Origin of the sequence: Curtobacterium sp. NPDC087082 (genome assembly GCF_044745045.1) — a bacterium.
In the GTDB taxonomy this organism is placed as follows: domain Bacteria; phylum Actinomycetota; class Actinomycetes; order Actinomycetales; family Microbacteriaceae; genus Curtobacterium.
In genome coordinates this window covers 380,765-403,340 of sequence record NZ_JBIUZN010000004.1, presented here as the reverse complement: position 1 = coordinate 403,340, position 22,576 = coordinate 380,765, and the positions used below count along the sequence as shown (strand labels likewise).

The 22,576-nt window shown below is 71.7% G+C and carries 20 protein-coding genes; 6 read left to right on the top strand and 14 right to left on the bottom strand.

The annotated features are described in order from the left end of the window. Nucleotides 1-3 precede the first annotated feature (3 nt). From alr to ACIPEP_RS13135, 3 genes are read left to right on the top strand one after another with little or no spacing between them, the layout of a single operon-like run. Nucleotides 4-1,134, top strand: coding sequence for an alanine racemase (gene alr, locus ACIPEP_RS13145; RefSeq protein ID WP_402717495.1), 1,131 nt, complete (start codon nucleotides 4-6; stop codon nucleotides 1,132-1,134). Further along, entirely contained in the window at nucleotides 1,127-2,128 is a 1,002-nt protein-coding gene (locus ACIPEP_RS13140; RefSeq protein ID WP_402717494.1) for an ATP-grasp domain-containing protein, read from the top strand. Before alr ends, ACIPEP_RS13140 begins: the two co-directional genes overlap by 8 nt. Further along, nucleotides 2,125-4,269 carry a CapA family protein gene (locus ACIPEP_RS13135; RefSeq protein ID WP_402717493.1) on the top strand — a complete coding sequence of 715 codons (2,145 nt, stop codon included), beginning with the start codon at nucleotides 2,125-2,127 and terminating at the stop codon, nucleotides 4,267-4,269. The genes ACIPEP_RS13140 and ACIPEP_RS13135 overlap by 4 nt, the downstream gene beginning before the upstream one ends. Before the next feature lie 41 nt (nucleotides 4,270-4,310). On the opposite strand, the gene ACIPEP_RS13130 is transcribed toward ACIPEP_RS13135, so the two are convergent. From ACIPEP_RS13130 to ACIPEP_RS13110, 5 genes are all read right to left on the bottom strand, one after another. After that, complete coding sequence (locus ACIPEP_RS13130; protein WP_336696479.1) at nucleotides 4,311-4,484, bottom strand: hypothetical protein; 174 nt, start codon at nucleotides 4,482-4,484, stop codon at nucleotides 4,311-4,313. A gap of 252 nt (nucleotides 4,485-4,736) precedes the next feature. After that, on the bottom strand, nucleotides 4,737-5,042 hold the full coding sequence (locus ACIPEP_RS13125) for a hypothetical protein (RefSeq protein WP_070419002.1): 306 nt from the start codon (nucleotides 5,040-5,042) through the stop codon (nucleotides 4,737-4,739). Nucleotides 5,043-5,180: 138 nt separating this feature from the next. Further along, nucleotides 5,181-7,547, bottom strand: coding sequence for an excinuclease ABC subunit UvrA (locus tag ACIPEP_RS13120; RefSeq protein ID WP_070419003.1), 2,367 nt, complete (start codon nucleotides 7,545-7,547; stop codon nucleotides 5,181-5,183). Between the two features lie 66 nt (nucleotides 7,548-7,613). Further along, nucleotides 7,614-8,069, bottom strand: a complete 456-nt coding sequence (locus tag ACIPEP_RS13115) for an NUDIX hydrolase (RefSeq protein WP_402717492.1) — start codon at nucleotides 8,067-8,069, stop codon at nucleotides 7,614-7,616. 10 nt (nucleotides 8,070-8,079) lie between these two features. Then, nucleotides 8,080-8,841 carry an SDR family oxidoreductase gene (locus ACIPEP_RS13110; protein ID WP_071294704.1) on the bottom strand — a complete coding sequence of 254 codons (762 nt, stop codon included), beginning with the start codon at nucleotides 8,839-8,841 and terminating at the stop codon, nucleotides 8,080-8,082. A 153-nt stretch (nucleotides 8,842-8,994) separates the two neighbouring features. On the opposite strand from ACIPEP_RS13110, the gene ACIPEP_RS13105 reads away from it, so the two are divergent. Both ACIPEP_RS13105 and ACIPEP_RS13100 read left to right on the top strand, forming a co-directional pair. Beyond that, entirely contained in the window at nucleotides 8,995-9,468 is a 474-nt protein-coding gene (locus tag ACIPEP_RS13105) for an NfeD family protein (protein WP_254789583.1), read from the top strand. After that, a complete protein-coding gene (locus ACIPEP_RS13100) occupies nucleotides 9,465-10,694 on the top strand; it encodes an SPFH domain-containing protein (RefSeq protein WP_402717491.1) in 1,230 nt (409 codons plus the stop codon). The genes ACIPEP_RS13105 and ACIPEP_RS13100 overlap by 4 nt, the downstream gene beginning before the upstream one ends. 63 nt (nucleotides 10,695-10,757) lie before the next feature. Here the strand turns inward: ACIPEP_RS13100 and ACIPEP_RS13095 are convergent, their stop codons facing one another. From ACIPEP_RS13095 to ACIPEP_RS13055, 9 genes are all read right to left on the bottom strand, one after another. Beyond that, entirely contained in the window at nucleotides 10,758-11,108 is a 351-nt protein-coding gene (locus ACIPEP_RS13095; RefSeq protein WP_070419007.1) for an RNA polymerase-binding protein RbpA, read from the bottom strand. A 110-nt stretch (nucleotides 11,109-11,218) separates the two neighbouring features. Continuing rightward, a complete protein-coding gene (gene lnt / locus ACIPEP_RS13090; protein WP_402717490.1) occupies nucleotides 11,219-12,778 on the bottom strand; it encodes an apolipoprotein N-acyltransferase in 1,560 nt (519 codons plus the stop codon). Nucleotides 12,779-12,906: 128 nt separating this feature from the next. Then, on the bottom strand, nucleotides 12,907-15,351 hold the full coding sequence (locus ACIPEP_RS13085; RefSeq protein ID WP_402717489.1) for a DEAD/DEAH box helicase: 2,445 nt from the start codon (nucleotides 15,349-15,351) through the stop codon (nucleotides 12,907-12,909). Next, entirely contained in the window at nucleotides 15,348-16,100 is a 753-nt protein-coding gene (gene tatC / locus ACIPEP_RS13080) for a twin-arginine translocase subunit TatC (RefSeq protein WP_070419009.1), read from the bottom strand. The genes ACIPEP_RS13085 and tatC overlap by 4 nt, the downstream gene beginning before the upstream one ends. A gap of 358 nt (nucleotides 16,101-16,458) precedes the next feature. After that, complete coding sequence (locus ACIPEP_RS13075; RefSeq protein ID WP_071301561.1) at nucleotides 16,459-17,430, bottom strand: YafY family protein; 972 nt, start codon at nucleotides 17,428-17,430, stop codon at nucleotides 16,459-16,461. After that, nucleotides 17,423-18,517 carry a helix-turn-helix transcriptional regulator gene (locus ACIPEP_RS13070; RefSeq protein ID WP_402717488.1) on the bottom strand — a complete coding sequence of 365 codons (1,095 nt, stop codon included), beginning with the start codon at nucleotides 18,515-18,517 and terminating at the stop codon, nucleotides 17,423-17,425. The genes ACIPEP_RS13075 and ACIPEP_RS13070 overlap by 8 nt, the downstream gene beginning before the upstream one ends. Before the next feature lie 71 nt (nucleotides 18,518-18,588). After that, nucleotides 18,589-19,518, bottom strand: a complete 930-nt coding sequence (locus tag ACIPEP_RS13065) for an FKBP-type peptidyl-prolyl cis-trans isomerase (RefSeq protein ID WP_402717487.1) — start codon at nucleotides 19,516-19,518, stop codon at nucleotides 18,589-18,591. 43 nt (nucleotides 19,519-19,561) lie between these two features. After that, nucleotides 19,562-20,644, bottom strand: a complete 1,083-nt coding sequence (locus tag ACIPEP_RS13060; RefSeq protein WP_402717486.1) for a tRNA (adenine-N1)-methyltransferase — start codon at nucleotides 20,642-20,644, stop codon at nucleotides 19,562-19,564. Further along, nucleotides 20,641-21,351 (bottom strand): HAD family hydrolase, encoded by a 711-nt coding sequence (locus ACIPEP_RS13055; protein WP_402717485.1) that lies wholly within the window; start codon nucleotides 21,349-21,351, stop codon nucleotides 20,641-20,643. Before ACIPEP_RS13055 ends, ACIPEP_RS13060 begins: the two co-directional genes overlap by 4 nt. Before the next feature lie 158 nt (nucleotides 21,352-21,509). Between ACIPEP_RS13055 and ACIPEP_RS13050 the strand changes: the two genes are divergently transcribed. Then, nucleotides 21,510-22,439 carry a proteasome assembly chaperone family protein gene (locus tag ACIPEP_RS13050; RefSeq protein WP_070419012.1) on the top strand — a complete coding sequence of 310 codons (930 nt, stop codon included), beginning with the start codon at nucleotides 21,510-21,512 and terminating at the stop codon, nucleotides 22,437-22,439. Nucleotides 22,440-22,576: the final 137 nt, after the last annotated feature.

Sequence of the window (22,576 nt, the reverse complement as noted above, 5' to 3'; positions counted from 1 at the left end):
GGCATGACACCGTCGCGCCCACAGCTCGTCGTCCACGACGACGCCGTCCGCGCGAACACCGCCGTGTTCGCCGACCGGACGGACGGCGGCGTCATGGCCGTCCTCAAGGCCGACGGGTTCGGCCACGGGGCGATCGCCCGGTCGGTCCTCGCCGCCGGGGCGACGTCGATCGGCGTGACCACCATCGACGAAGCGATCGCCGTCCGGGCAACCGTGACGGACGCGCCGGTGCTCAGCTGGCTCAACCCGGTCGACGCGGACTTCGACGGTGCACTGCTCGCCGACGTCGACATCGCCGTCCCGAGCGCCGAGCTGCTCAGTGCCGTCAGCCGTGCAGCAGTCCGGACCGGACGCCGTGCCCGGGTCCACCTGCACGTCGACGTCGGGATGGCCCGCGACGGTGCCGAGCCCGGATCGTGGCCGTCACTGTGCACCGCCGCACGCGAGCTCGAGCGGCTCGGCACGGTCCGGGTCGTCGGGGTGATGGGCCACATGTCCTGCGCCGACCAGCCCGACGACCCGCAGAACACGCGCGAACGGCTGCTGTTCGACAACGCGGTCCGCACCGCCCGGCGCCGCGGACTGTCCGGCTTCGTCACGCACCTCGCCGCCACGGCAGCGACCGTCACCGGGGTCGGCGGCCGCCACGGTCTGCACCGCATCGGCGCGGGGCTCTTCGGGATCGACCCCTCCCGGACCTCGACGGACCTGCAGCCGACGCTCTCCCTGACGGCTCCGGTCGTCGGTTCCCGGGTGATCGGCCCCGGAGCCGGCGTCGGCTACGGCCTCGACCACGTCGTCGACCGTCGGACCACCCTGGCGCTGCTCCCCCTGGGCTACGGCGACGGACTCCCCCGTGCGGCGTCCGAGCGGGCCGAGGTCCAGGTGCGCGGACGCCGCCGACCGCTCGTCGGCCGGTTCTCGATGGACATGGTCGTCGTGGACACCGGCGACGACCGGCTGGAGCTCGGCGAGACCGTCACGTTCTTCGGGCGCGGCCTCGACGGCGAGCCGACCGTCCACGACTGGGCGGGCTGGGCCGACACCATCGAGCACGAGATCGTCACCCGGATCGGCACGCGCGCCGCCCGGGTCCACCGCACCGTCACCACCCCGGAGGCCACCGTTGCCTGATCGCCACGACTCCCACACCCCCACGGCCCGGACCCGGATCGCGGTCGTCGGTGGCGGCGCGAACGACGAGCACGAGGTCTCGCTCGCATCCGCGGCTGCGGTCACGCGAGCCGTCCGGGCCCTCGGCTTCGACGCGGTCCCCCTGACGATCGACCGGACGGGCGGCTGGCGGCACACGGACGGTGCCGCGCTGTCCCCCGCGGACGCCGTCGCCGTGCTGACGTCGTGCCGCGCGGCGTTTCCGGTGCTCCACGGTGTCCACGGCGAGGACGGCGCGGTCGCCGGCTTCCTCACGATGATCGGCGTGCCGGTGGTCGGCTCCCCCGTCCGCGCCGGCGCACTCGGCATGGACAAGTGGGTCACGAAGACCGTGGCCGAGGCCGTCGGCGTCCGCACGGCGCCGGGCGTGCTGATCCGCGCTGGAGACGAGATCGGCCCAGTGTCCCTGCGGCCACCCTTCGTCGTGAAGCCGACGACCGGTGGGTCGAGCAACGGCGTGACGGTGGTCCGGACGCCCGACGCGTACGGGGCCGCTGTGGCACATGCCCGGGCTGCAGGCACCGACGTGCTCGCCGAGGCGTTCGTCACCGGGCGCGAGATCGACATCGCCGTGTTCCGCGACGACACCGGGGCGCTCCGCACCGGCGCGACGCTGGAGATCAGCGTCGCCGACGGAGACGTGTTCGGGCGCACCGAGAAGTACGACGGGACCGCACGGTTCACGGTGCCGGCGGCACTGTCAGCCACCGACGAGGCAGCGATCGACCACGCAGCCCGGATCCTCTACGACACGCTCGGGTGCGCGGGTGTCGCGCGGTTCGACTTCTTCCTCACCGACGACGGCGTCGTGCTGAACGAGGTGAACACCGCGCCGGGGTTCACCGAGCAGTCGCAGGTGCCCCGGATGTTCGCGGCGGTCGGCTTGGACTACGTCGAACTCGTGCGTGCCCTGCTGCGGGCGACGGACTCGCACGGCCACAGGGTCGGCCCGTGAACCGCGACACCTGGGGCGACGCGGTCAAGGGCTTGCTGATCGTCCTCGTCGTCTTCTGGCACGTCGTGATGAAGAGCACGCTGCAGGTCGACTGGCACATCGGCCTCCCGATCCCCGGCGCCTGGGGCATGCTCGGCAACGGCATCTGGCCGTTCCTCATGCCGGCGTTCCTCCTGGTGTCGGGCATCTACGCCGCGAACGCGCTGCACCGACCGTGGACCACGGTCGTCGGTCCGCGAGTCGTCCGGTTCCTGTACCTGTACCTGCTCTGGACACTCATCCACGCGGCCGCGATGTGGGCGTTCCCGGACTTCCCCACGCTCGTGCCACGCAGTCTCGGGCAACTCGTCGAGGCGCTCACGATCAGCCCGCCGAACACCTGGTACCTGTACGCCCTCGCGCTGTACTTCCTCGTCGCGAAGGCTCTCCTGCGGGTGCCTGCGTGGATGGTCATCGCGGCCGCGGCGACCCTCTCCGTCGTGGTGGCGGCAGGGTACGTCGAGATCGTGAGCAACCGCGGCTCGCTGCTCTACAACGCGACGTTCTTCCTCCTCGGAGCGCACCTCGGGCCGCGTCTCCGTGGCGCGATCGAACGGGTGACACCACCGGTCCTGATCGGGCTGACGGCCGCCTACGCCGTGGCGTTCGCCCTGATGCTCCTCACGGGATCACGGGAGACGCCCGGCGTGTGGCCGGTCGTCTCGGTGCTCGGGGTGGCGATGGTGCTCGCCGCCGGCCCGTTCCTGGCCAGGGTGCCCCACCTCGGACCGGGCTTGGCCGCCCTGGGCCGACGAACCCTGCCGATCTACCTCCTGCACATGCCCCTGTTGGCCGTCGTCGACGCCGTCGTGACGGGCTGGCTGTCCTCGGCGCGTGTCGGCGTGCAACTCGTCGCGGCCGTCCTCGAGCCGGTCGTCCTCACCAGCGGACTCGTCGCCGGGTGCCTCCTGCTGGCGCGCCTGGTGGACCGAGACGGCGCTCGATGGCTCTTCGAGCTCCCTCGACGACCGGGCGATCGTCCGGTCGCGGCCGTCCGTGGCAGCAGCCTCGGAATCGCCGTGCCGTGGCGCATCACCGCCGCGGTCGCACTCCTCGTCGCGTGCAGCACCGGAGCCACCCGGGCGACCGCGATCGCAGGGTGCGCACCAGACCTCGAGCGAACGGACGTCGCTCGCGCGGGCGAGGTGTCGATCGGTGCCGTCGGCGACGTTCTGCTGCACGACGTCGGACACACGGTCCCGGACGACGGCGGTGCGAGCCACTTCGACGCCGTCCGCCCCTGGTTCACGCAGGACATCGTGACGGGGAACCTCGAGCAACCCATCACCGAGGACACCGGGTACGACAAGTGCGGCGACCGGGGTGACTGCCTCGCCTTCCGGAGCGGCCCGGAGACGGCCGAATACTTCGACGGGTTCGATCTGTTGAACCTCGCGAACAACCACACGAGCGACTTCGGAGCCGAGGGCTACGCGAACACCGCGTCGGCGCTCGCGGCGGTCGGCATCGACACCGTCGGCGCGAGGAACCAGGTCACGTGCGGCGACTTCGGCGGGACGACCGTCGCAGCGATCGGTTTTTCGCCCTACGCCGGCACCAACCGGGTCACGGACCTCCGCCACGTCCGCAAGGTCGTGACGGCTGCGGCGGCGACCGCCGACATCGTCGTCGCCCACGCACACATCGGCGCCGAAGGACCGGAAGCGAACCGCGTCACCGACGGTCCGGAGACGATGTTCGGCGAGGACCGTGGGGACCCACGCGCCTTCGCCCGAGCGGCGATCGACGCTGGAGCAGACCTCGTGATCGGACACGGGCCCCACAGCCTCCGGGGAATCGAGGTCTACCAGGGCCGACTGATCGCCTACAGCTTGGGCAACTTCGGCGGCGGCGGCGTGTTCGGTGCCGAGCAGGCGACTCGGTACGGCGCCTACCTGGACCTGTCACTCCGGCGCGACGGTTCGTTCGCTCGCGGGGCCGTCCGATCGGTGGTGTTCGACCGGTCCGACGGCAGACCCCGCCCCGACCCGGACGGTACGGCGTCGAGGCTCGTGGACGACTTCGGCCAGCGGGACTTCCCCGGGACCGCGCCGACAATCGACGCGGACGGAACCGTGCACGTGCATCGGGCCTCGCGCTGACGTCTCCTCCGCGGGCTGGCTCGCGCTGCCCAGCGGTCGGGTCAGGCCGGGGAGTCTCCGTCGGGAGCACCACTCGTCGGGACGTCGTCCGCGTCGATCTCGAGCGAGGCGTGTTCGCCGCCCTGCTCCTCGAGGTTCTCCTGGTCCGTGTCCGGCTGCTCCGGCTCCTCGCTGTGGGTGGTCTCCTCGGCAGGGTCAGGCTGGCTGTAGCTCATGTGGCGGAAGCTACGCGGGCCGACCTGGGCACGCGTCCGGCGGTCCGGAACACGCGTTGCGTGTTCCCGGAGGAACGGTGCGGGCCCGACCCGCGCCTCCCGTCCGCCGTGGCGTCGCGGCGTGGGGCGCGAGCGCGGACATCGAACGCCAGCGAGGCGGACCGGCATCGCTGCCGACCCGCCTCGCTGGCGCACCGATGCGCGCCGGCTCGGGACGGTGATCCCCGGTCAGACGCCAGCGGCGATGTGGACTCAGGCCTGGGACAGCACGACCGCGGTGAGGATGTAGCCGACGATGCCGATGACGATCGCGATGGCCGACAGGATGATGCCGCCGAGGACGATCCCCCGACCGGACGCGCGTCGGCGAGCCAGGATGCCGAGGACGAGCCCGATGATGCCGGCGATCACACCGATGATCGCCAGGAAGATGCCACCGACGACACCGATGATGCCGAGGACGAGGCTCGCGATGGCGAGTCCGCCACCCGTGCCGGCCGGTGCTGCACCGGGCGTGTTCGCTGCGGGGTAGTTCGGTCCACCGGTCTGGTCGGCCATGAGGTCTCCTTCGTCGTGAACGCTCGTCATGCGACCGGGTAGCCGCGGGCGGGGTGGCCCAAGCATGAGCGTCAGTCAGGACGGTAGACCGTTCGGCCAGCTGGTGTTCAGGTACGCCGCCCGGACCTGTCCCCCGCCTCAGGCTCCGACGTAGGCCGCCAGGTGCTCCCCCGTGATCGTCGACCGAGCCGCGACGAGCTCGGCCGGCGTGCCCTCGAAGACGACGCGGCCGCCGTCGTGGCCGGCGCCGGGCCCGAGGTCGATGAGCCAGTCGGCATGTGCCATCACGGCCTGGTGGTGCTCGATCACGACGACCGTCCGTCCGGCCTCGACCATGCCGTCCAGCAGCCCGAGCAGCTGTTGGACGTCCGCCAGGTGCAGCCCGGTCGTCGGCTCGTCGAGCACGATCACCCCGCCGGGGTCGCCGAGGTGCGTCGCGAGCTTGAGGCGTTGCCGCTCGCCGCCGGACAGGGTCGTCAGCGGCTGGCCGATCGTCAGGTACCCGAGTCCGACGTCGACGAGCCGGGCGAGGATCGCGTGCGCCGCGGGGATCCTCGACTCACCCGTCGCGAAGAACGCCGCGGCGTCGGCCACGGGCATCGCGAGGACCTCGCTGATGTCCTTTCCCCCGAGCCGGTACTCGAGCACCGACTGGTCGAATCGCTTCCCGCCGCACTCGGCGCACGGCGTCGCGATGCCGGCCATCATGCCGAGGTCCGTGTAGATGACCCCAGCGCCGTTGCACGCCGGGCACGCACCCTCGGAGTTGGCGCTGAACAGGGCGGGCTTCACACCGTTGGCCTTCGCGAAGGCCTTGCGGATCGGCTCCAGCAGCCCCGTGTACGTCGCCGGGTTGCTCCGCCGGGAGCCGCGGATCGCGCCCTGGTCGATCGCGACGACACCGTCGCGCGGTGACAGCGACCCGTGGATGAGCGTGCTCTTGCCGGAGCCGGCGACACCCGTCACGACCGTGAGCACCCCGGTCGGCACGTCGACGTCCACACCCTGCAGGTTGTGCGCGTCGGCACCCCGGATCTCGAGGACGCCGGTGCGTTCGCGCACGACGTCCTTCACCGACACCCGGTCGTCGAGGTGGCGACCGGTGACCGTGTCGCTCGTGCGGAGCCCGTCGACCGGCCCCTCGTAGCAGAGCGCCCCACCGTTCGTCCCCGCCCCCGGCCCGAGGTCGACGACGTGGTCCGCGATCGCGATGACCTCGGGCTTGTGCTCGACGACGAGCACTGTGTTGCCCTTGTCGCGGAGTCGGAGCAGGAGCCCGTTCATCCGCTCGATGTCGTGGGGGTGCAACCCGGTGCTCGGTTCGTCGAAGACGTAGGTGACGTCGCTCAAGGACGACCCGAGGTGCTTCACCATCTTGACGCGCTGCCCCTCTCCCCCGGACAGGGTCCCCGTGGGGCGGTCGAGCGAGAGGTACCCGAGGCCGATCTCGACGAAGGAGTCGACCGCGTCCCGCAGGCCGTCGAGCAACGGCCCGACGGTCGGTTCGTCGATCCCCCGCAGCCAGGCGGCGAGGTCGGTGATCTGCATCGCGCAGACGTCCGCGATGCTCTTGCCGGCGATCGTCGACGACCGTGCGACGTCGTTCAGCCGGGTGCCACCGCAGGCCGGACAGGTGGTGAAGGTGACCGCGCGGTCGACGAAGGCCCGGATGTGGGGCTGCATCGCTTCGCGGTCCTTCTGCAGGAACGAACGCCGCACGCGCGGGACGAGCCCCTCGTACGTCATGTTGATGCCGGCGATCTTCTGCTTCGTCGGTTCGCGGTACAGGAAGTCCTGGCGTTCGGCGTCCGTGAAGTCACGGATCGGCGTGTCCTTGTCGAAGTACCCGGACTCGGCGAACATCCGGACGTTCCAGCCGTCCGTGCCGTACCCGGGGATCGTGATCGCCCCGTCCGACAGGGACTTCGTGTCGTCGAACAGCTGCGTGAGGTCGATGTCGGTGACAGTGCCGCGGCCTTCGCAGTCGGCGCACATGCCGCCGAGCCGTGAGAACGAGACCTTCTCCGCCTTGGCGTCCTTGCCCTTCTGCACGGTGATGGCACCCCCGGCCGTGACCGTCGCGAGGTTGAAGGAGAACGCGTTCGGGCCACCGATGTGGGGCGTCCCGAGGCGGCTGAACAGCACGCGGAGCATGGCGTTGGCGTCCGTCACGGTGCCCACCGTCGAGCGGGGATCGGCGCCGATGCGTTCCTGGTCGACGACGATCGCCGTGGTGAGGCCGTCGAGCACGTCGACGTCGGGGCGTGCGAGCGAGGGCATGAAGCCCTGCAGGAACGCGCTGTACGTCTCGTTGATCATGCGCTGCGACTCCGCCGCGATGGTCGCGAAGACCAGTGAGCTCTTGCCCGACCCGGACACGCCGGTGAAGACGGTCAGGCGACGCTTCGGGAGCTCGACGTCGACGTCGCGCAGGTTGTTCTCACGTGCACCACGCACCCGGATGCGGTCGTGGGTGTCAGCGGCGTGCTCGGCACTCGGTTCCATGCCCACAGGGTAGCGGTGACGTGTGACGTTCCACAGGACGGTTCCGCCCCGGAACGAGCCAGCGCGTCAGGACGGCGCGTGCATGCGGACGAGGCCCGGGAGCTCGGCGGGCTCGAACGGCTCGTCGGTGGCGTCGAGCTCGTCGGCCGTCCACCAGCGCGACTGCAGGATGTCCACGCGCTCGTCGTCGGTCCACTCGGCGTCCGACAGCGTGAAGCCGGGCGTCCGGACGACGTAGAACTCCGCGTGGCCGCGGTCGTGGTCGGCCAGGTCCCACTCGACGCTGAAGTCCCACGACCACACCGGCTCCCCCGGGTCGTCGATGACGATGCCGGTCTCCTCGCGCAGCTCGCGGATCGCGGCGTCGCGGTGGTCCTCGCCGGGGTCGACACCGCCGCCGGGCGTGATCCAGCGGTGCGCTCCGTCCGACGACGGGGAGTTGGTGTCCATCAGGAACACCCGACCGTCGGGGTCGAGCAGGATGATCCGGGAGGTGCGGCGCAGGCCGGGCTTCGCAGTCACCCGTCCGACGTTAGCCGACGAAGCCGCTGACGTCGCCGACGAGCTTGGTGTGGTCGGCGGGGATCGGCTCGATCGCGGCCGCGGCGATCTCGGCGGCGAACTCGGAGACGCTGTAGAGCTTGCCGACCTCGGCACGGCGGCCCTCGATCGCGCCCGGGTTGAGGCGGTTGAGGAGCGTGGCGGTGATCGTGCCCTCGATCATGTCGCCGGAGACGACCACGAACTCGATGCCCGCCGCGTCGAGCTGCGGCACGAGTTCGCGGAGGGCGAGCTCGCCGGCCCGCTTGCTCTTGGCGACGGGGACGTACTCGTCCATCGTCTCGGCGGTCTCGACGAAGTGGGCCTGGTGGCTCGTGACGAACACGACGCGCGATCCGGCGGGCATGTGCGGCACGGCGGTCTGCAGCATGTCCACCTGCGCGTCGCGGTTCAGGCGCAGCGCGTAGTCCTCGCCCAGGCCGGACTCCATGCCACCGGAAGCGTTGAGCACGAGCAGGTCGATGCCGCCCCACTCCTGCACGACGGTGTCGACCATCGCCTGGACGGAGTCGTGGTCGGTCAGGTCCGCACCGACGGCGAGTGCCGAGCCGCCCGCGGCGACGATCTTCTCGGCGATCTGCTCGGCACGCTTGGCCTTGTTGCGGTAGTTCACGACGACCTTGGCGCCGGCCTCGGCCAGGTACCCGACGGTGTCGGCGCCGATGCCGCGGGACGACCCCGTGACGAGGGCGCGCTTGTCGGCGAGGGATCCGGGGGCGAGGGGGTTGCTCACAGTCGTGTTCTCCAGGTCTGGTTCGGCGGGTCGGCCGCCGACGAGCCTACCAACCACCGCGCGGGCTCAGCACGGACTTGATATGTTGAACGGAGTTGGACCGGCCGTCGCGACGCAGCGAGCAGCCGCGCGCGACCGAGGGAGGGAGATCGCGTGAACGGGATCGATTGGATCCAGACCGTCATCTGGATCGGACTGGTGCTCCTGCTGGGCGTGGTCGAGATATTCACGCTCGACTTCATCTTCATCATGCTCGCGGCCGGTGCTGCCGGCGGGCTGGTCGCGGCACTGCTCGGCGCACCGTGGTGGCTGTCGGCCATCATCGCCGCGGGCGTCGCCCTGCTGTTGCTGTCGGTCGTCCGGCCGCGGCTCCTGACGGCACTGGGTCGGAACGCCGACCCGCACCGCACCAACGTCGAGGGACTCATCGGGCTGCCGGGCACGGTCGCCGTCGCCTTCACCGCGTCCGCCCCCGGCCAGGTCCGCCTGGCCAACGGCGAGACCTGGAGCGCCCGCATCTCCGCCGACGCCACAGACCGAACACCGCCGCTCGGGACCCCCGTGGTCGTCGAGTCCATCGAGGGGTCGACGGCTGTCGTCCGCCTCGGAGAAAGGGCCACCTCGTGACCATCTCAGCCGGGACGATCGCACTGCTCGTCCTCATCCTCGTCGTCGTCATCTTCGTGATCGTCGTCCTGTCCCGCGCGATCCGCATCGTGCCGCAGGCGACCGCGGGGATCGTCGAACGCCTCGGGAAGTACCACAAGACCCTCAACCCCGGGTTGAACCTGCTGGTGCCGTTCATCGACCGACTCCGGCCGCTGCTCGACATGCGCGAGCAGGTCGTGTCCTTCCCGCCGCAGCCCGTCATCACCGAGGACAACCTGGTGGTCTCGATCGACACGGTCGTCTACTTCCAGGTCACCGACGCCCGCGCCGCCACCTACGAGATCGCCAACTACCTCGGCGCGGTCGAGCAGCTCACGACCACCACGCTCCGCAACGTCGTCGGTGGCCTCAACCTCGAAGAGGCCCTGACCAGCCGCGACAACATCAACGGCCAACTCCGCGTCGTGCTCGACGAGGCGACCGGCAAGTGGGGCATCCGCGTCGGTCGCGTCGAGCTCAAGGCGATCGAGCCGCCCGTGTCGATCCAGGACGCCATGGAGCAGCAGCTGCGTGCCGAGCGCAGCCGTCGTGCCGCCATCCTGCAGGCCGAGGGGACGAAGCAGTCCCAGATCCTCGAGGCCGAGGGGCAGCGGCAGGCCGCCATCCTCGCGGCCGAGGGTGACGCGAAGGCCCAGGTCCTCCGCGCCGAGGGTGAAGCGCAGGCGATCGCCACGGTGTTCGACGCCATCCACACCGGCGACCCGGACGACAAGCTCCTGTCGTACCAGTACCTGCAGACCCTGCCGAAGATCGCCGAGGGCACCGCGAACAAGCTCTGGATGATCCCGAGCGAGTTCACCGAGGCACTGTCCGGCATCGCGAAGGGCTTCACCGCCGGGCGCACCGGCAGCGGACCGATCGCCGGCGGCGGTGCCGGGGGCGACTTCCTGTCGCGGATCTCCAAGCTCGCGAACGAGAGCCTGGCGAACAGCGCGGCCGCCGATGCCGCGGCCGGTTCGGTCCCCCGCCCGGACGCCACGGCGGCGGACATCGTCCCCGAGTCCGAGCTCGACCAGCGTCTCGCCGAGTCGAACAAGAGCGTCGACGCGCACCTCGCGGCGTCGGACGAGGCCGCGGCCGACGAGCTCCGCGACGCAGCGAAGGACGAGCACCACGGGAGCGCGACCGACACAGGACCCGACGCCTCCGGGCACCGCACGAGCGACGGCTCCGGCCGCCGCTGACCGCCACCACGACGACGACGCCCGCCCCGGGAGACCGGGGCGGGCGTCGTCGTCGTGTGCGGGTCAGGCGCCGCGTCGTGCGCGCAGGAACTGCAGTCGCTCCTGCAGGAGCTCCTCGAGCTCTTCACGCGAGCGTCGCTCGAGCAGCATGTCCCAGTGGGTCCTGGGGGCCTTGACGTCCTCTTCGGCGACCTCGACGGGGATGCCGTCGTCACCGAGGAGTCGTCCTTCGCGACCGGAGCGGGGCTCCGACCACGTCTGGGGGACGTCTGCATCCGCCGAGAAGACGATGTCGAACGTCTCCCCCGATTCCGTCTGGTAGACCGCACGCTTGCGGTCCGAGAGCTCGACGCCCTCTTCGCTCTGGAGACTCTGACTCCCGAGCCGCATGCCGCGGAGACTCCGATCAGCCATGTGTGTGCTCCTCTCGCTCGTCTGCCCTCCACAACACTGTCCCACGCGCCTGCACTCCCGGACCGGCGCATTCACAGTCCTCTCCCAGTGCGGGGCCGCGGCCGGGGCGGTCAGGCGCGGCGAGCAGTCCCGCGGCGGCCCCAGGGCGCGCAGGCGAGCAGCGTGAGGAGACCGCCGAGCGAGAGCAGGAGCGCGATCGATCCGGATGCGAGGGTCGCCGGGGTGGTGGTCGTCCCGAGCGGAACGTCCGTGATCATCGACGTCGCGGTATACGCCGGCACCCGGTCGATCGTCCGTCCGGTCGGGGCGATGACCTGCGACGCCCCGACGGTGGAGATGTTCACGAGCGACCGACCCGTCTCGATCGCCCGCATCCGAGCGATCTCGAGCTGCTGCAGGTTCTCGTCGGTGCCGTCGAAGTCCGCGTTGTTCGTCTGCGCCAGGATGACCTGCGCTCCCCCGCGCGCCATGTCGGTGGCGAGTCCGTCGTCGACGATGTCGAAGCAGATCGCGATGCCCGCCCGGACGCCGGCGACCGACAGCACGTTCGGCTTCGTCCCCGGGGTGTAGTCGCGCTGCAGCAGCCCGATGAGCGACGGCGCGAGCTTCGAGAAGAACCAGCGGTCCGGGACGTACTCGCCGAAGGGCACCGGGCGCTTCTTGTCGTAGGACGACTGCCAGCCGTCCTCCGTCCACACGAACGAGGTGTTGTGCAGGACCCCCGAGGACGTCTGCGTGATGGCGCCGGCGACGATCGGCGCGCCGACGGAGTCGACGACCTGGTCGAGGGCCGACGCGATCACCGGCTGCTGGCGCGGATCGAACTCGGCGGAGCCCTCGGGCCAGACCACGAGGTCGACTCCCTTCGCCTCGACGTCGGTCGCCGCGACCTGCGCGCTCAGCACCGCGCCCGGCGCCGCCCGGTCGAAGTACCCGGCGGGGCCGTCGCCCTGCACCGACTCGATCCGGATCGTACCGTCGGTGGCGGTCGGCCACGCGGGCACGGCGAGCACGGCGGCGACGAGCAGTCCCGCCGTCGCCACGCGAACGGGCACCCGGACGGCCCGGCCGGGACCGCGGGGCACGACCAGGGCGAGCGACACGACGACCGCGACGCAGTACACGACGACGAACGTCACCCCGAGCACGCCCACGTAGGCAGCCAGGTGCGTGAACGGGCCTTGCGACTGCGAGAGACCGACCCGCCCCCACGCGAAGCCGCCGTAGGGCCAGCTCCCCGAGAACCACTCGCGTCCGGTCCAGAGCGCGGCGACGACGGCCGGGAGGCCCCACACGCGTCCGGCGGTGGACGGCACGACACGCGCCACCCAGCGGTACGCGAGGGCGATCGCGACGCTGCCGAGGGCGAAGAACGCGGCTTCGAACAGCGCGAGCGCGAACCACGGGACCGGGCCGAGGTAGCGGCCGGCCCACGAGATCGCGGGGATCCAGAAGGCCGCGCCGGAGACGTACCCGAGCCAGGCGGCGCGCCGGGCACGCTGGCCCATCGCGGCGAGCAGCATGCACGCGAGTGCGGGGTAGGCGAGGAACCACCAGCCCGGCGACGGGAAGGCGAGTGCGAACAGCACGCCCCCGATGACGGCGAGCGGGAACGCCTGCGCGAGCGGCAGGGCGGCGAAGTCGGACCGGCGGCCTGCCGGCGGGCGCACGGCGGAACCGCGACCCCCCGCCGCGGACCCACGCCCAGCGGTCGCGTCCTGACCAGAGGCGACGGAGGCAGTGGAGGCGGCGCCCTGCGGGCGCACGTCGGACTCGGGAACCGGCACCGTGCCTCCTGTCAGACCGCCGCGTAGGCGACGATGCCGCGGCGCACCGCGTCCGTCGCCCGCCGTGCGGTCTGGGCGAGGTCGTCGTCGCCGGCGTTCCGGATCTGGTCGAGCAGGTCGATGACCTGCTTCGACCAGCGCACGAAGTCACCGGCCGGCAGGTCGAGCGTGCGCAGCACGTCGTCGAGCGCGGAGCCGGACGCCCAGCGGAACATGCCGACCGCGGCGGCCGGGGTCGGCGGCTGCGACCCGGCGAGGCGGGCGTCGCGCTCGATGTCGTCGAGTCGGGACCAGATCGTGAGGGTCTCGTCGAGTGCCGGACGGAACGCCCCGCGGGGCAGGGCGTGCTCGGTGCCGGGCGCGTCTTCTCGGCGGGGCTGGTAGACGATCGTGGCGGCCATCGCGGCGAGCTGCGCCGGGGTGAGGTCCTTCCAGACGCCCGCCTCGAGGCACTCGGCGACGAGCAGGTCGCGCTCACCGTAGATCCGCTGCAGCCGACGCCCGCCGGCGGCGACCGTGGCCTCGCCGTTGCCGGTGTCGACCAGGTAGCCGAGCTGCAGGAGCACGTTCGTGACCCGGTCGAACGTGGTCGCGACCGCACCCGTGCGGGATCGGATCTGCTGCAGGAGCTTGTCGTTGGCGCGCTTGAGCTTGTACCAGCGCTCGGACCAGCGCGCATGGGCCTCTCGGTCGGGGCAGGCGTGGCAGGGGTGCCGCTGCATGCGCCGTCGGACGTCCGTGATGGCGGCCTGCCGTTCGGCCCGGGCGCCGTGCGAGGCCTCGCGCCCGCCGGGGACGTTCGTCCGCTCGAGGTCGGAGAGTTCACGGCGCAGGGCCGCGTACTCGGTGAAGTCGCCGAGGTGGCACTGCATCGCCTGCTGGTAGCCGTCGAGGGACTCCTGCTGCGACCGGACCTTCCGCGCGAGGTCGACGACCGAACGGTCGGCCTGGAACTGCGCGAACGACGTCTCGAGGACCTCGCGCGTGCGCTGCCGACCGAACTGGTCGATGAGGTTCACGGCCATGTTGTAGGTCGGCTTGAACGACGAGTTCAGCGGGTAGGTGCGGCGGCTCGCGAGCGACGCGACGCCCTGGGGATCGAGGCCGTCCGACCACTGGATGACCGAGTGCCCCTCGACGTCGATGCCACGACGCCCGGCGCGACCGGTGAGCTGCGTGTACTCCCCCGGCGTGATCGGGACGCGGGCCTCGCCGTTGAACTTCTCGAGCTTCTCGAGGACGACCGTGCGGGCCGGCATGTTCACGCCGAGCGCCAGGGTCTCCGTCGCGAACACGACCTTGAGGAGCTTGCGCTGGAAGAGGTCCTCCACCACCTCCTTGAAGGCCGGCAGGAGCCCGGCGTGGTGCGCCGCGACGCCGCGCTCGAGGCCCTCGAGCCACTCCCAGTAGCCGAGCACGGCGAGGTCCTCGTCGAGGAGGGTGCGGCAGTGGTACTCCGCCGTCTCGCGGATCTCGTTGCGTTCCTGCGCCGTCGTCAACGACAGCCCCGACCGGAGGACGTTCCGGACGCCCTGGTCGCACCCGTTCCGGCTGAACACGAAGAAGATCGCGGGCAGGAGCATCCGCTCGTCGAGCATGTGGGCGATGCGCTCGCGGTGCAGCTTCTCGGTGCGCGGACCACGGCGATCGTGGTAGCCCCCGCGCCCCCGGCCGCCGCGGTGTCCGCCGCCGTGCCGTTCGCTGCGCGAGGCACCGCCGACGAGCCGGAGCAGCTCCGGGTTGACGCGGTTCGTCGCCGCGGCACCGCTGGAGTCGAACAGGTCGACCATCTTCGAGCCGACGAGCACGTGCTGTTCGAGCGGCACGGGGCGGTCCTCGGAGACGATGACGTCGGTGTCGCCGCGGACGGTCTGCAGCCAGTCGCCGAACTCTTCCGCGTTGGAGACCGTGGCGCTGAGGGAGACGAGCCGGACCTCGGTCGGGAGGTGCAGGATCACCTCTTCCCAGACGGCACCGCGGAACCGGTCGGCGAGGTAGTGGACCTCGTCGAGGACAACCCACGCGAGGTCGTCGAGCAGATCCGACTCCGCGTAGATCATGTTCCGCAGGACCTCGGTCGTCATCACGACGACGCGTGCCCGCGGGTTCACGTTCGTGTCGCCGGTCAGCAGTCCGACCTCGGACTCGCCGTAGACGTCGACGAGCTCGGCGTACTTCTGGTTGCTCAGCGCCTTCATCGGTGTCGTGTAGAACACCTTCGCCGTCGGCTGCCGCATCGCCAACCAGATCGCGAACTCGGCCACGATCGTCTTGCCGGCACCGGTCGGCGCGGCCACGAGGACGCTGCGCCCCTGGTCGAGCGCGTCGCACGCGGCGAACTGGAACGGGTCGAGGTCGAACCGCAGGTCGGCGCGGAAGAGTTCGAGGTTGCGGGACCGGTTCCGGACCTTCGCCGCCCGGAACCGTTCGGCAGCGCTCGGCTCCGTCGTGCTCACAGGCCGTACTCTTCGTCGAGCTTCGCCTGGCGCTTCGCCACCCGGCGGTCGTGGAGCCAGGCCACCGCGCACGCGGCGACGTACAGCACGATCATCGGCACGGCGAGCAGGAACATCGAGATGACGTCGGCGCTGGGCGTCACGATGGCGCAGAAGACCAGGATGCAGAGGATCGCCACGCGCCAGGACTTGATGATCGAGGACGCGGACAGCACGCCGACGAAGTTGAGCAGCACGAGGAACACCGGCAGGACGAACGCGATGCCGACGGCGACGATGAGCTTGATGACGAAGTCGTAGTAGGCCTTGGCGTCGACGATCGAGGTGTCCTGGCTCGACACGAAGCTGCCGAGGATGCCGACCACGTGCGGCAGGATGTACCACCCGAACCAGCAGCCCGCGAAGAACAGCGGGATCGCGGTGCCGAGGAAGCCCCACACGTACTGCTTCTCACGCCGCACCAGCGCCGGGACGATGAACGCCCAGATCTGGTAGAGCCACACCGGGCTCGCGATGACGATGCCGATCGTGATGGCGATCTGCAGCTTCAGGTCGAACGCGCCCGTGATCATCGGGAAGTTCAGTTCGGCCGTGTGCCCGCCGACCTTGGCGAGCTGGGAGACCGGCGACCGGAGCGCGTCCAGCACGAACGGGGTGAGGAACCACCCACCGACCGCGGCGACGACGATCGCGATCACTGCGCGGAACAGGCGGTTGCGCAGCTCGATGAGGTGCTGCCCGAGCGACATGCGGCCTTCGGCGTCCTTCGTCGGACGCCCGGTCCGCCTCGCTCGCCCGCGCGCGGTCGTCGAAGCCATGGGTCGATCCTACGGGGTCGGGACCGACAGTCGGCCGCGACGTGCGTTCGCACAGGAGGGTCACGGGCCTGGAGGCGCGGGGCGGGCCCGCACCGCGCCTCCCGTCCGTCTGTCGGCACGTCGGCGGCGGGGCCGACGCGTGTCCGGTCCGGCGGTCGCGCGCCGCCGGCGAGCGCGCTCGGTTCGAACCACGGAACCGACGTCGAACCACGTCGCGGTGCCGGTTCCACGTCAGTTTCGTGGTTCGACGTCCGCGACACGCAGCGCCGGTCCGGCGGCCGCGCGCAGCTCAGTCGGCGGCGAGGGCCGCCGCGGCGAAGTCGCGCACCGCGGCCCGTGCAGCCGGCGGGTCGAGCACGACCGCACGACCGGGCAGCCCCGCGACGAGCCGCACCACACCGTCGAAGCCGTTCGACGCCGCCAGCCGGATGCGCACCCGGCCGTCGGTGTCGGGCGCGTCGGCCGTGTCGGCGAGGAAGTCGGCCACGAGCGGCAACGACGAGGAGTCGAGCTCGACGGTGACGATCACGTCCTCGGCCGCCTGCTGGAACAGCGTGTCCGGGATCACCACGTCGTCGATCGACTTCTCCGCCGGGCGGTCGTCGACCCGCACGCCGGACATCCGGTCGAGACGGAACGTGCGGAGGGCCTGTCGGTCGAGGTCCCAGGCCCGCAGGTACCAGTCGGTGTCGATCGACTCCACGCGCAGCGCGTCGACGCGGCGGGTGCTCCCCTGCGTGCGCGGACCGGCGTACTCGAACGCGAGCCCGCGACCGTCGGCCATCGCCTTGCGGATGACCGCGAGGGCGACGTCGTGCAGGTCCTGCCCGACGGCGACGTTCGCGGCCGCGCCACCGGCACCGCGGGACAGCTTCGCCATGAGCGCGCGGATCGCGTCTCGGTCGGCGGCCTCGGGCAGGGCGGACAGGTACTGCAGTCCGGCGATGAGCGCGGACGCCTCGCGCGCCGAGAGCCGCGGGGAGTCGTCGATCGCGACGAGGTTCGTCAGCACGATCATGTCGTTCTGGTCGAAGTCGTCCCACGCGATGTCGAACAGGTCGCCGTGCTGGTACTGCATCGTCTCGCCGGGGACGCCGGACACCGCGATGAGCTCGACGGCACGGCGGATCCGGGTCTCGGGGACGCCGAAGTGCCGAGCGGCCTCGGCGACCGAGACGCGTTCGCGGTCGATCAGGTACGGCACGAGGGCGAGCAGGAACGCGAGCTTGTCCTGCGCTTGGAGTGGTTGCTGCTCAGCCACGGGTGCTCCCGTCCTGGTCGGGGGCGGGCTCGGCGTGGTCGGCGGGTGCCGGTGCGTCGGCGTGGTCGGCGGGTGCCGGTGCGTCGGCGTGGTCGGCGACGAGGGCCCGCAGGCGCTCGGTCACCCGGTCGCGCAGGTCGTCCGGCTCGAGCACGCGAACCTCGGGCCCGAAGGCGGCGAGCTCCTCGGCGAGGATCTGGGGGTCGACGTGGTGCAGCACCAGGACGCCGTCGTCGTCGGTCTCGGTGTCCCGCCGGCGGGCGAGCCGACGTTCGGCGTCCGACCCCGGTGCGACCCGGATCCGGGCGGTGCGCGCCGCCCAGATGCGCTCGAGCTCCGCCAGTGCGCGTTCGCCCGCACCGGCCGGGGCCGGGTGCTGCCCGACCTCGTACTGGGCGACGGGCCCGACGATCCGGGAGAGCAGGTAGTTCTTCTCGCTGTCCGTCGCGAACTCGTGCGCGGCGAGCATCCAGCGGCCGCCGTGCTGGACGAGTGCGACCGGGGCCACCTGACGCCGACGCGGCTCGTGCTGCCCCGGCGTGATGTAGTCGAAGCGGACCGCGGCGGACCGGTCGAGCGCCGAGCGCAGCGGCTCGAAGGCGACGTCACGGGCGCGGAGCCGCGGGGCGTACGCGTCGACGCCGAGGGCTCCGGCGCCGTCGTCCTCGGATCCGGCGGACCGCACCTTGAGCAGGCCGCGACGGGAGTCGGCGGAGAGCGCCCCCTCGCGCCAGGCCATCGCGGCGAGGGACAGGAGCGCGGACTCGTCCGGCGTGAAGCGGACGTCGACGGGCAGGTCGTACTCGCCCTTCGGGATCCGGTAGCGGAGCGTCTGGTTGTTGCCGGCGGCACCCGGGGTCTCGATGGTCTCGAGCGGGATGCCCAGCTCGCGGACGTCGTCCTTGTCGCGCTCGAACTGGCGCTCCAGCGAGGCGTTGTCGCCGCCCGTCGTGAACCGCTGCCGGTAGCCCTGCACGTTGGCCAGGATCTCGGACTTCGTCAGCCCGGACTCCGTCGAGAGCAGCGCGAGCACCAGGCTGAACAGCCGTTCCTCGGCAGGCACACGGGGCACACGGGTCGCTGGCACGAGCCGATCCTACGGCAGCGCGGGTGCACCGGAGTGCACCCGCGCCGCGGTCCGTGGACGGTCCGGGAGGGTCAGGCGGAGATCTTCCCGAGGACGTCGATCACGTACGCGTACGCCGCGCCCTGCTGGTGCACGATCGTGAGCACCTGGTCGCCGACACGGTGCCCGACGATGGCATTCCGGACGCCTTCCTGCACCTGGCCCTTGGTGAGCGGCACGGTCTGGGCGCCCGAGCCGTCGGTCCAGCTGGAGCCGGCCACCGAGGCGTCGGTGCCGTCAGCGGGCCACGACACGGCGGTGTACTTGATGACGGCGGTGTCCGTGTCGGTGAGCTCGGCGCCGTGCCCCTTGCGGAGCAGGTGCGTCTCGTCTGACTTCGGCGCCGACCACGAGGGGATCGTGATGCCGGGCGCACCCGACGGCGCGAGGACGACGGCGGGCATCCCGTCCCCGGCGAGCTGCGGCGTGCCGGTCGCGCGGGCGTCGAAGGCCTTCTTGACGTCGATGACGGCGATGACGGCGTCCTCGGTCTTGGTCGACGAGGTCCCCGTGTCGCCGGTGGTCGAGGAGCTCAGGGCGCTCTTCGGCAGTGCGACGGCGAGGCGGTCACCGACGTGCGCGCACTCGAGGGAGGCACCGAGCGCCCCGTAGTTGTCGGCACCCGCGGTGATCGGGGCGGTCTGGCCGGAGTACCCGCTCGTCTGTGCGACCTCGCCGGTCGCACCGTCGACGAGGGTGTACTCGATCACGACGGGCGTGCCGTCCTCGATCTCGCGGCCCTCGCCCTGGCGGAGGACCGAGACCTGGGTGCCCTTCGTGGTGAGGCCGCTCGGGATGTTGACCTTCGGCTCCTTGCCGAACGCACCCGTGGCGGTGACCGCCTCGGACGCGGCACCGGGAGCGGCGCAGCTCGACGGCGTGGAACCGGCCCCGCTCGCCGCGCACCCGGTGAGTGCTGCGGCGAGGCCGATGGTGACCAGGAGTGCGGGGATGGTGCGCACGGACCCTCTTTCCGTTCGATGCAGGACGGGCACGTCGCGTAGCCTACCGGTCGTCCTCAGCAGCGCCGTCCGCGTCGGACGCGGCGGGTCCGGCCTCGGCTGCGGCGACCTTGCGGGCCTGCGCTGCCGCCTGTCGCGCGACCTTGCGGAGCTTCTTGTCGCTGGCCGACCGCTCGCCGACGGCACCGGGCGTCCAGGCCTCGACGTCCTCGTCGGAGAACTCCGCCTTACCTGCGCGACGCTTCAGGTTCGGCAGCACGACACCGTCGGCCAGCCGGCGTGCCGTGACGAGGAACCCGGTGTGCCCGACCATGCGGTGGTCCGGGCGGACGGCCAGGCCCTCGACGTGCCAGGTGCGGACGAGGGTCTCGCTGGACTGCGGGTCCGTGAAGCGCCCGGTGTCGCGGAGCGCCTCGGCCGTGCGGGACAGCTGCGTGACGGTCGCGACGTAGCAGACGATGAGACCACCGGGGACGAGGGCGTCCGCTGCGGCGTCGACGCACTCCCACGGCGCGAGCATGTCGAGGACGACCCGGTCGACGCTCTGCGGTTCGGCGGCGCCGGGCAGCTCATCGACGAGGTCGCCGACCGTGACCGACCAGTTGTCCGGGACGGCGCCGAGGAAGGTGCCGACGTTGCCACGGGCGATCGCGGCGAACTCCTCGCGGCGCTCGAACGACTGCAGCTGTCCGGTCGGTCCGATCGCCCGCAGGAGGAACAGCGAGAGCGCGCCGGAACCGACACCGGCCTCGACCACGCGGGCGCCCGGGAAGACGTCGGCGAAGGCCACGATCTGGGCGGCGTCCTTCGGGTACACGATGGCGGCACCGCGGGGCATCGACATCACGTAGTCGTTGAGGAGCGGACGCAGCGCGAGGTACTCGTCACCGGTGCTCGCCCGGATCACCGACCCGTCCGGCTGCCCGATGACGTCGTCGTGCCGCAGGACGCCGCGGTGGGTGTGGTACTCCCCCGCGACCTCGAGCGACAGGGTCGTCAGCTTGCCCTTCGGACCGGTCAGCTGCACGCGGTCACCGGCGCGGAAGGGGCCGCGCGGCGGGGTGTGCGGTGCGCCGCCCGCGGTGTGCGGCAGCGACTCGGTGGGGTTCGGGAGCGCGTCCGTCATCGTGCGACCTCCTGGGTGCGGGCGGCGAGGGCCGGGCCGGTCAGCTCGACGAGCCGGTCGACGTCGACGTCCGCGAGGGTGGTGAGGTGGACGTCGCCGCCCGTGATGTCCGACAGCGGGACGATGTGCTCGACGGCCACCGTGACCGCGCCGGAGGCCACGGCCGAGGCCACGCCGGTCGCCGAGTCCTCGATCGCGACGCACGCGGTCGGGTCGACGCCGAGCTGTGCGGCGGCGGACAGGTAGGCGTCGGGGAAGGGCTTCGGCCGCTCGACGTCGTCACCCGCGACGACGACCCGGAACCCGCGGGCACCGAGCGCATCGGCGGCGACGAGCGCCATCTTCCGACGGGACATCGTGACGAGGGCGGTCGGGATGCCGCGGTCGTGCAGGCCCTCGATGAGCTCGCGAGCACCGGGACGCCACGGCAGTTCACCGTCGCGCAGGCGCACCATCACGTACTCGGTCATCCACTGGATGATCTCCTCGACCTCCATCTCGACGCCCTTGTCGCGGAGGATCTCCCCCGAGCGCTCGAGGCCGCTGCCCACCAGGGCGAGACCGTCCTCGTGGGTCCAGACGACGCCGTAGCGGTCGGTGAGCTCGACCTGGGACTGCTGCCAGATCGGCTCGGTGTCGATGATCGTGCCGTCCATGTCCCACAGCACGGCTGCGGGCGGGACGAGGGCGAAGGGTTGCGCGGTCACGGGCGACGAGTCTACCGGGGCGGTCCGCCCGCGTTCCGCTCACCGCGGACGCGTGGACGCACTCCGGTCGAGCGGCCCTATCCTTGTTGCTCGAATGTCCGGTCGCGCGCGACCTGCGAGCCGCCCGCGCCCCGCGCCACCACCAGGAGGTCCCGTCCGTGCCACAGCACTCCCCCTTCAGCGACGGTCGACTGCTCGTCGTCGCCTTCGAGGGCTGGAACGACGCCGGAGAAGCGGCGAGCGGTCTCGCCAGGCGCATCGTCGAGTCGCTCGAGCTCGACGAGCTGCGCGAACTCGACGGTGAGCGGTACGTCGACTACCAGTTCAACCGCCCGAACGTCGGCACGGACGAGAACGGCGGCCGGGGCATCCAGTGGCCGCGGATCGTCCTGCACGGTCCCGGTGCCGAGGGTCGACCCGTGATCGGTGCCACCGGCTCCCCGTCCGAACGCGACGTCTACGTGCTCGTCGGCCCGGAGCCCTCGCGGACCTGGCGCGGCTTCTGCGCGGAGATCATCGACCTCGCGGACGTCTACTCGATCGACGCCGTCGTCTTCGTCGGAGCAATGCTCGCCGACGTCCCGCACACCCGACCCATCTCGGTGTTCGTGTCGAGCGAGAACGCGGGCGTGCGTGCCGCCTTCGACGTCGACCGCTCCTCGTACGAGGGCCCGACCGGGATCCTCGGGGTGCTCGCCGACGCGATGGACAGCGCCGGCCTCACCACGCTGTCGCTCTGGGCCTCGGTGCCGCACTACGTGCACAACTCGCCGTCCCCCAAGGCGACGCTCTCGCTGCTCGACAAGATCGAGGAGCTCACCGACGTCACGGTCCCGCGGGGATCGCTGCTCGACGACGCCACCGAGTGGGAGGAGGGCATCGACGCCCTCGCCGCCGACGACGAGGACATGGCGTCCTACATCGGCCAGCTCGAGCAGGCGCGGGACACGGTCGACTCCCCCGAGGCGTCGGGCGACGCCATCGCGCAGGAGTTCGAGCAGTACCTCCGCCGCCGCGAGCGCAAGGACGGCAAGGACGGCGGGACCGCCGGGGGCGAGGGGTTCCGCCCGCCGCCACCGTCGCAGTAGACGCGACCACACGGACGGACGGGAGGCGGGGGGGCCGGGGGGGCCCCCCCCCCCCCCCCCCGGCGGGGGGGGGGCCCGCCCCCCCCCGCCCCGCCCCCCCCCGGGGGGGCCCCCGGGGCACCACGAGGAGGGCCCCG

Coding starts and splice junctions, on each gene's coding strand:
- ACIPEP_RS13130 (WP_336696479.1), bottom strand. CDS start 4,484: ATGAGCTACAGCCAGCCTGACCCTGCCGAGGAGACCACCCACAGCGAG.
- tatC (WP_070419009.1), bottom strand. CDS start 16,100: ATGTCGCTCGGGCAGCACCTCATCGAGCTGCGCAACCGCCTGTTCCGC.
- alr (WP_402717495.1), top strand. CDS start 4: ATGACACCGTCGCGCCCACAGCTCGTCGTCCACGACGACGCCGTCCGC.
- ACIPEP_RS13125 (WP_070419002.1), bottom strand. CDS start 5,042: ATGGCCGACCAGACCGGTGGACCGAACTACCCCGCAGCGAACACGCCC.
- ACIPEP_RS13095 (WP_070419007.1), bottom strand. CDS start 11,108: ATGGCTGATCGGAGTCTCCGCGGCATGCGGCTCGGGAGTCAGAGTCTC.
- ACIPEP_RS13120 (WP_070419003.1), bottom strand. CDS start 7,547: ATGGAACCGAGTGCCGAGCACGCCGCTGACACCCACGACCGCATCCGG.
- ACIPEP_RS13060 (WP_402717486.1), bottom strand. CDS start 20,644: ATGACGGACGCGCTCCCGAACCCCACCGAGTCGCTGCCGCACACCGCG.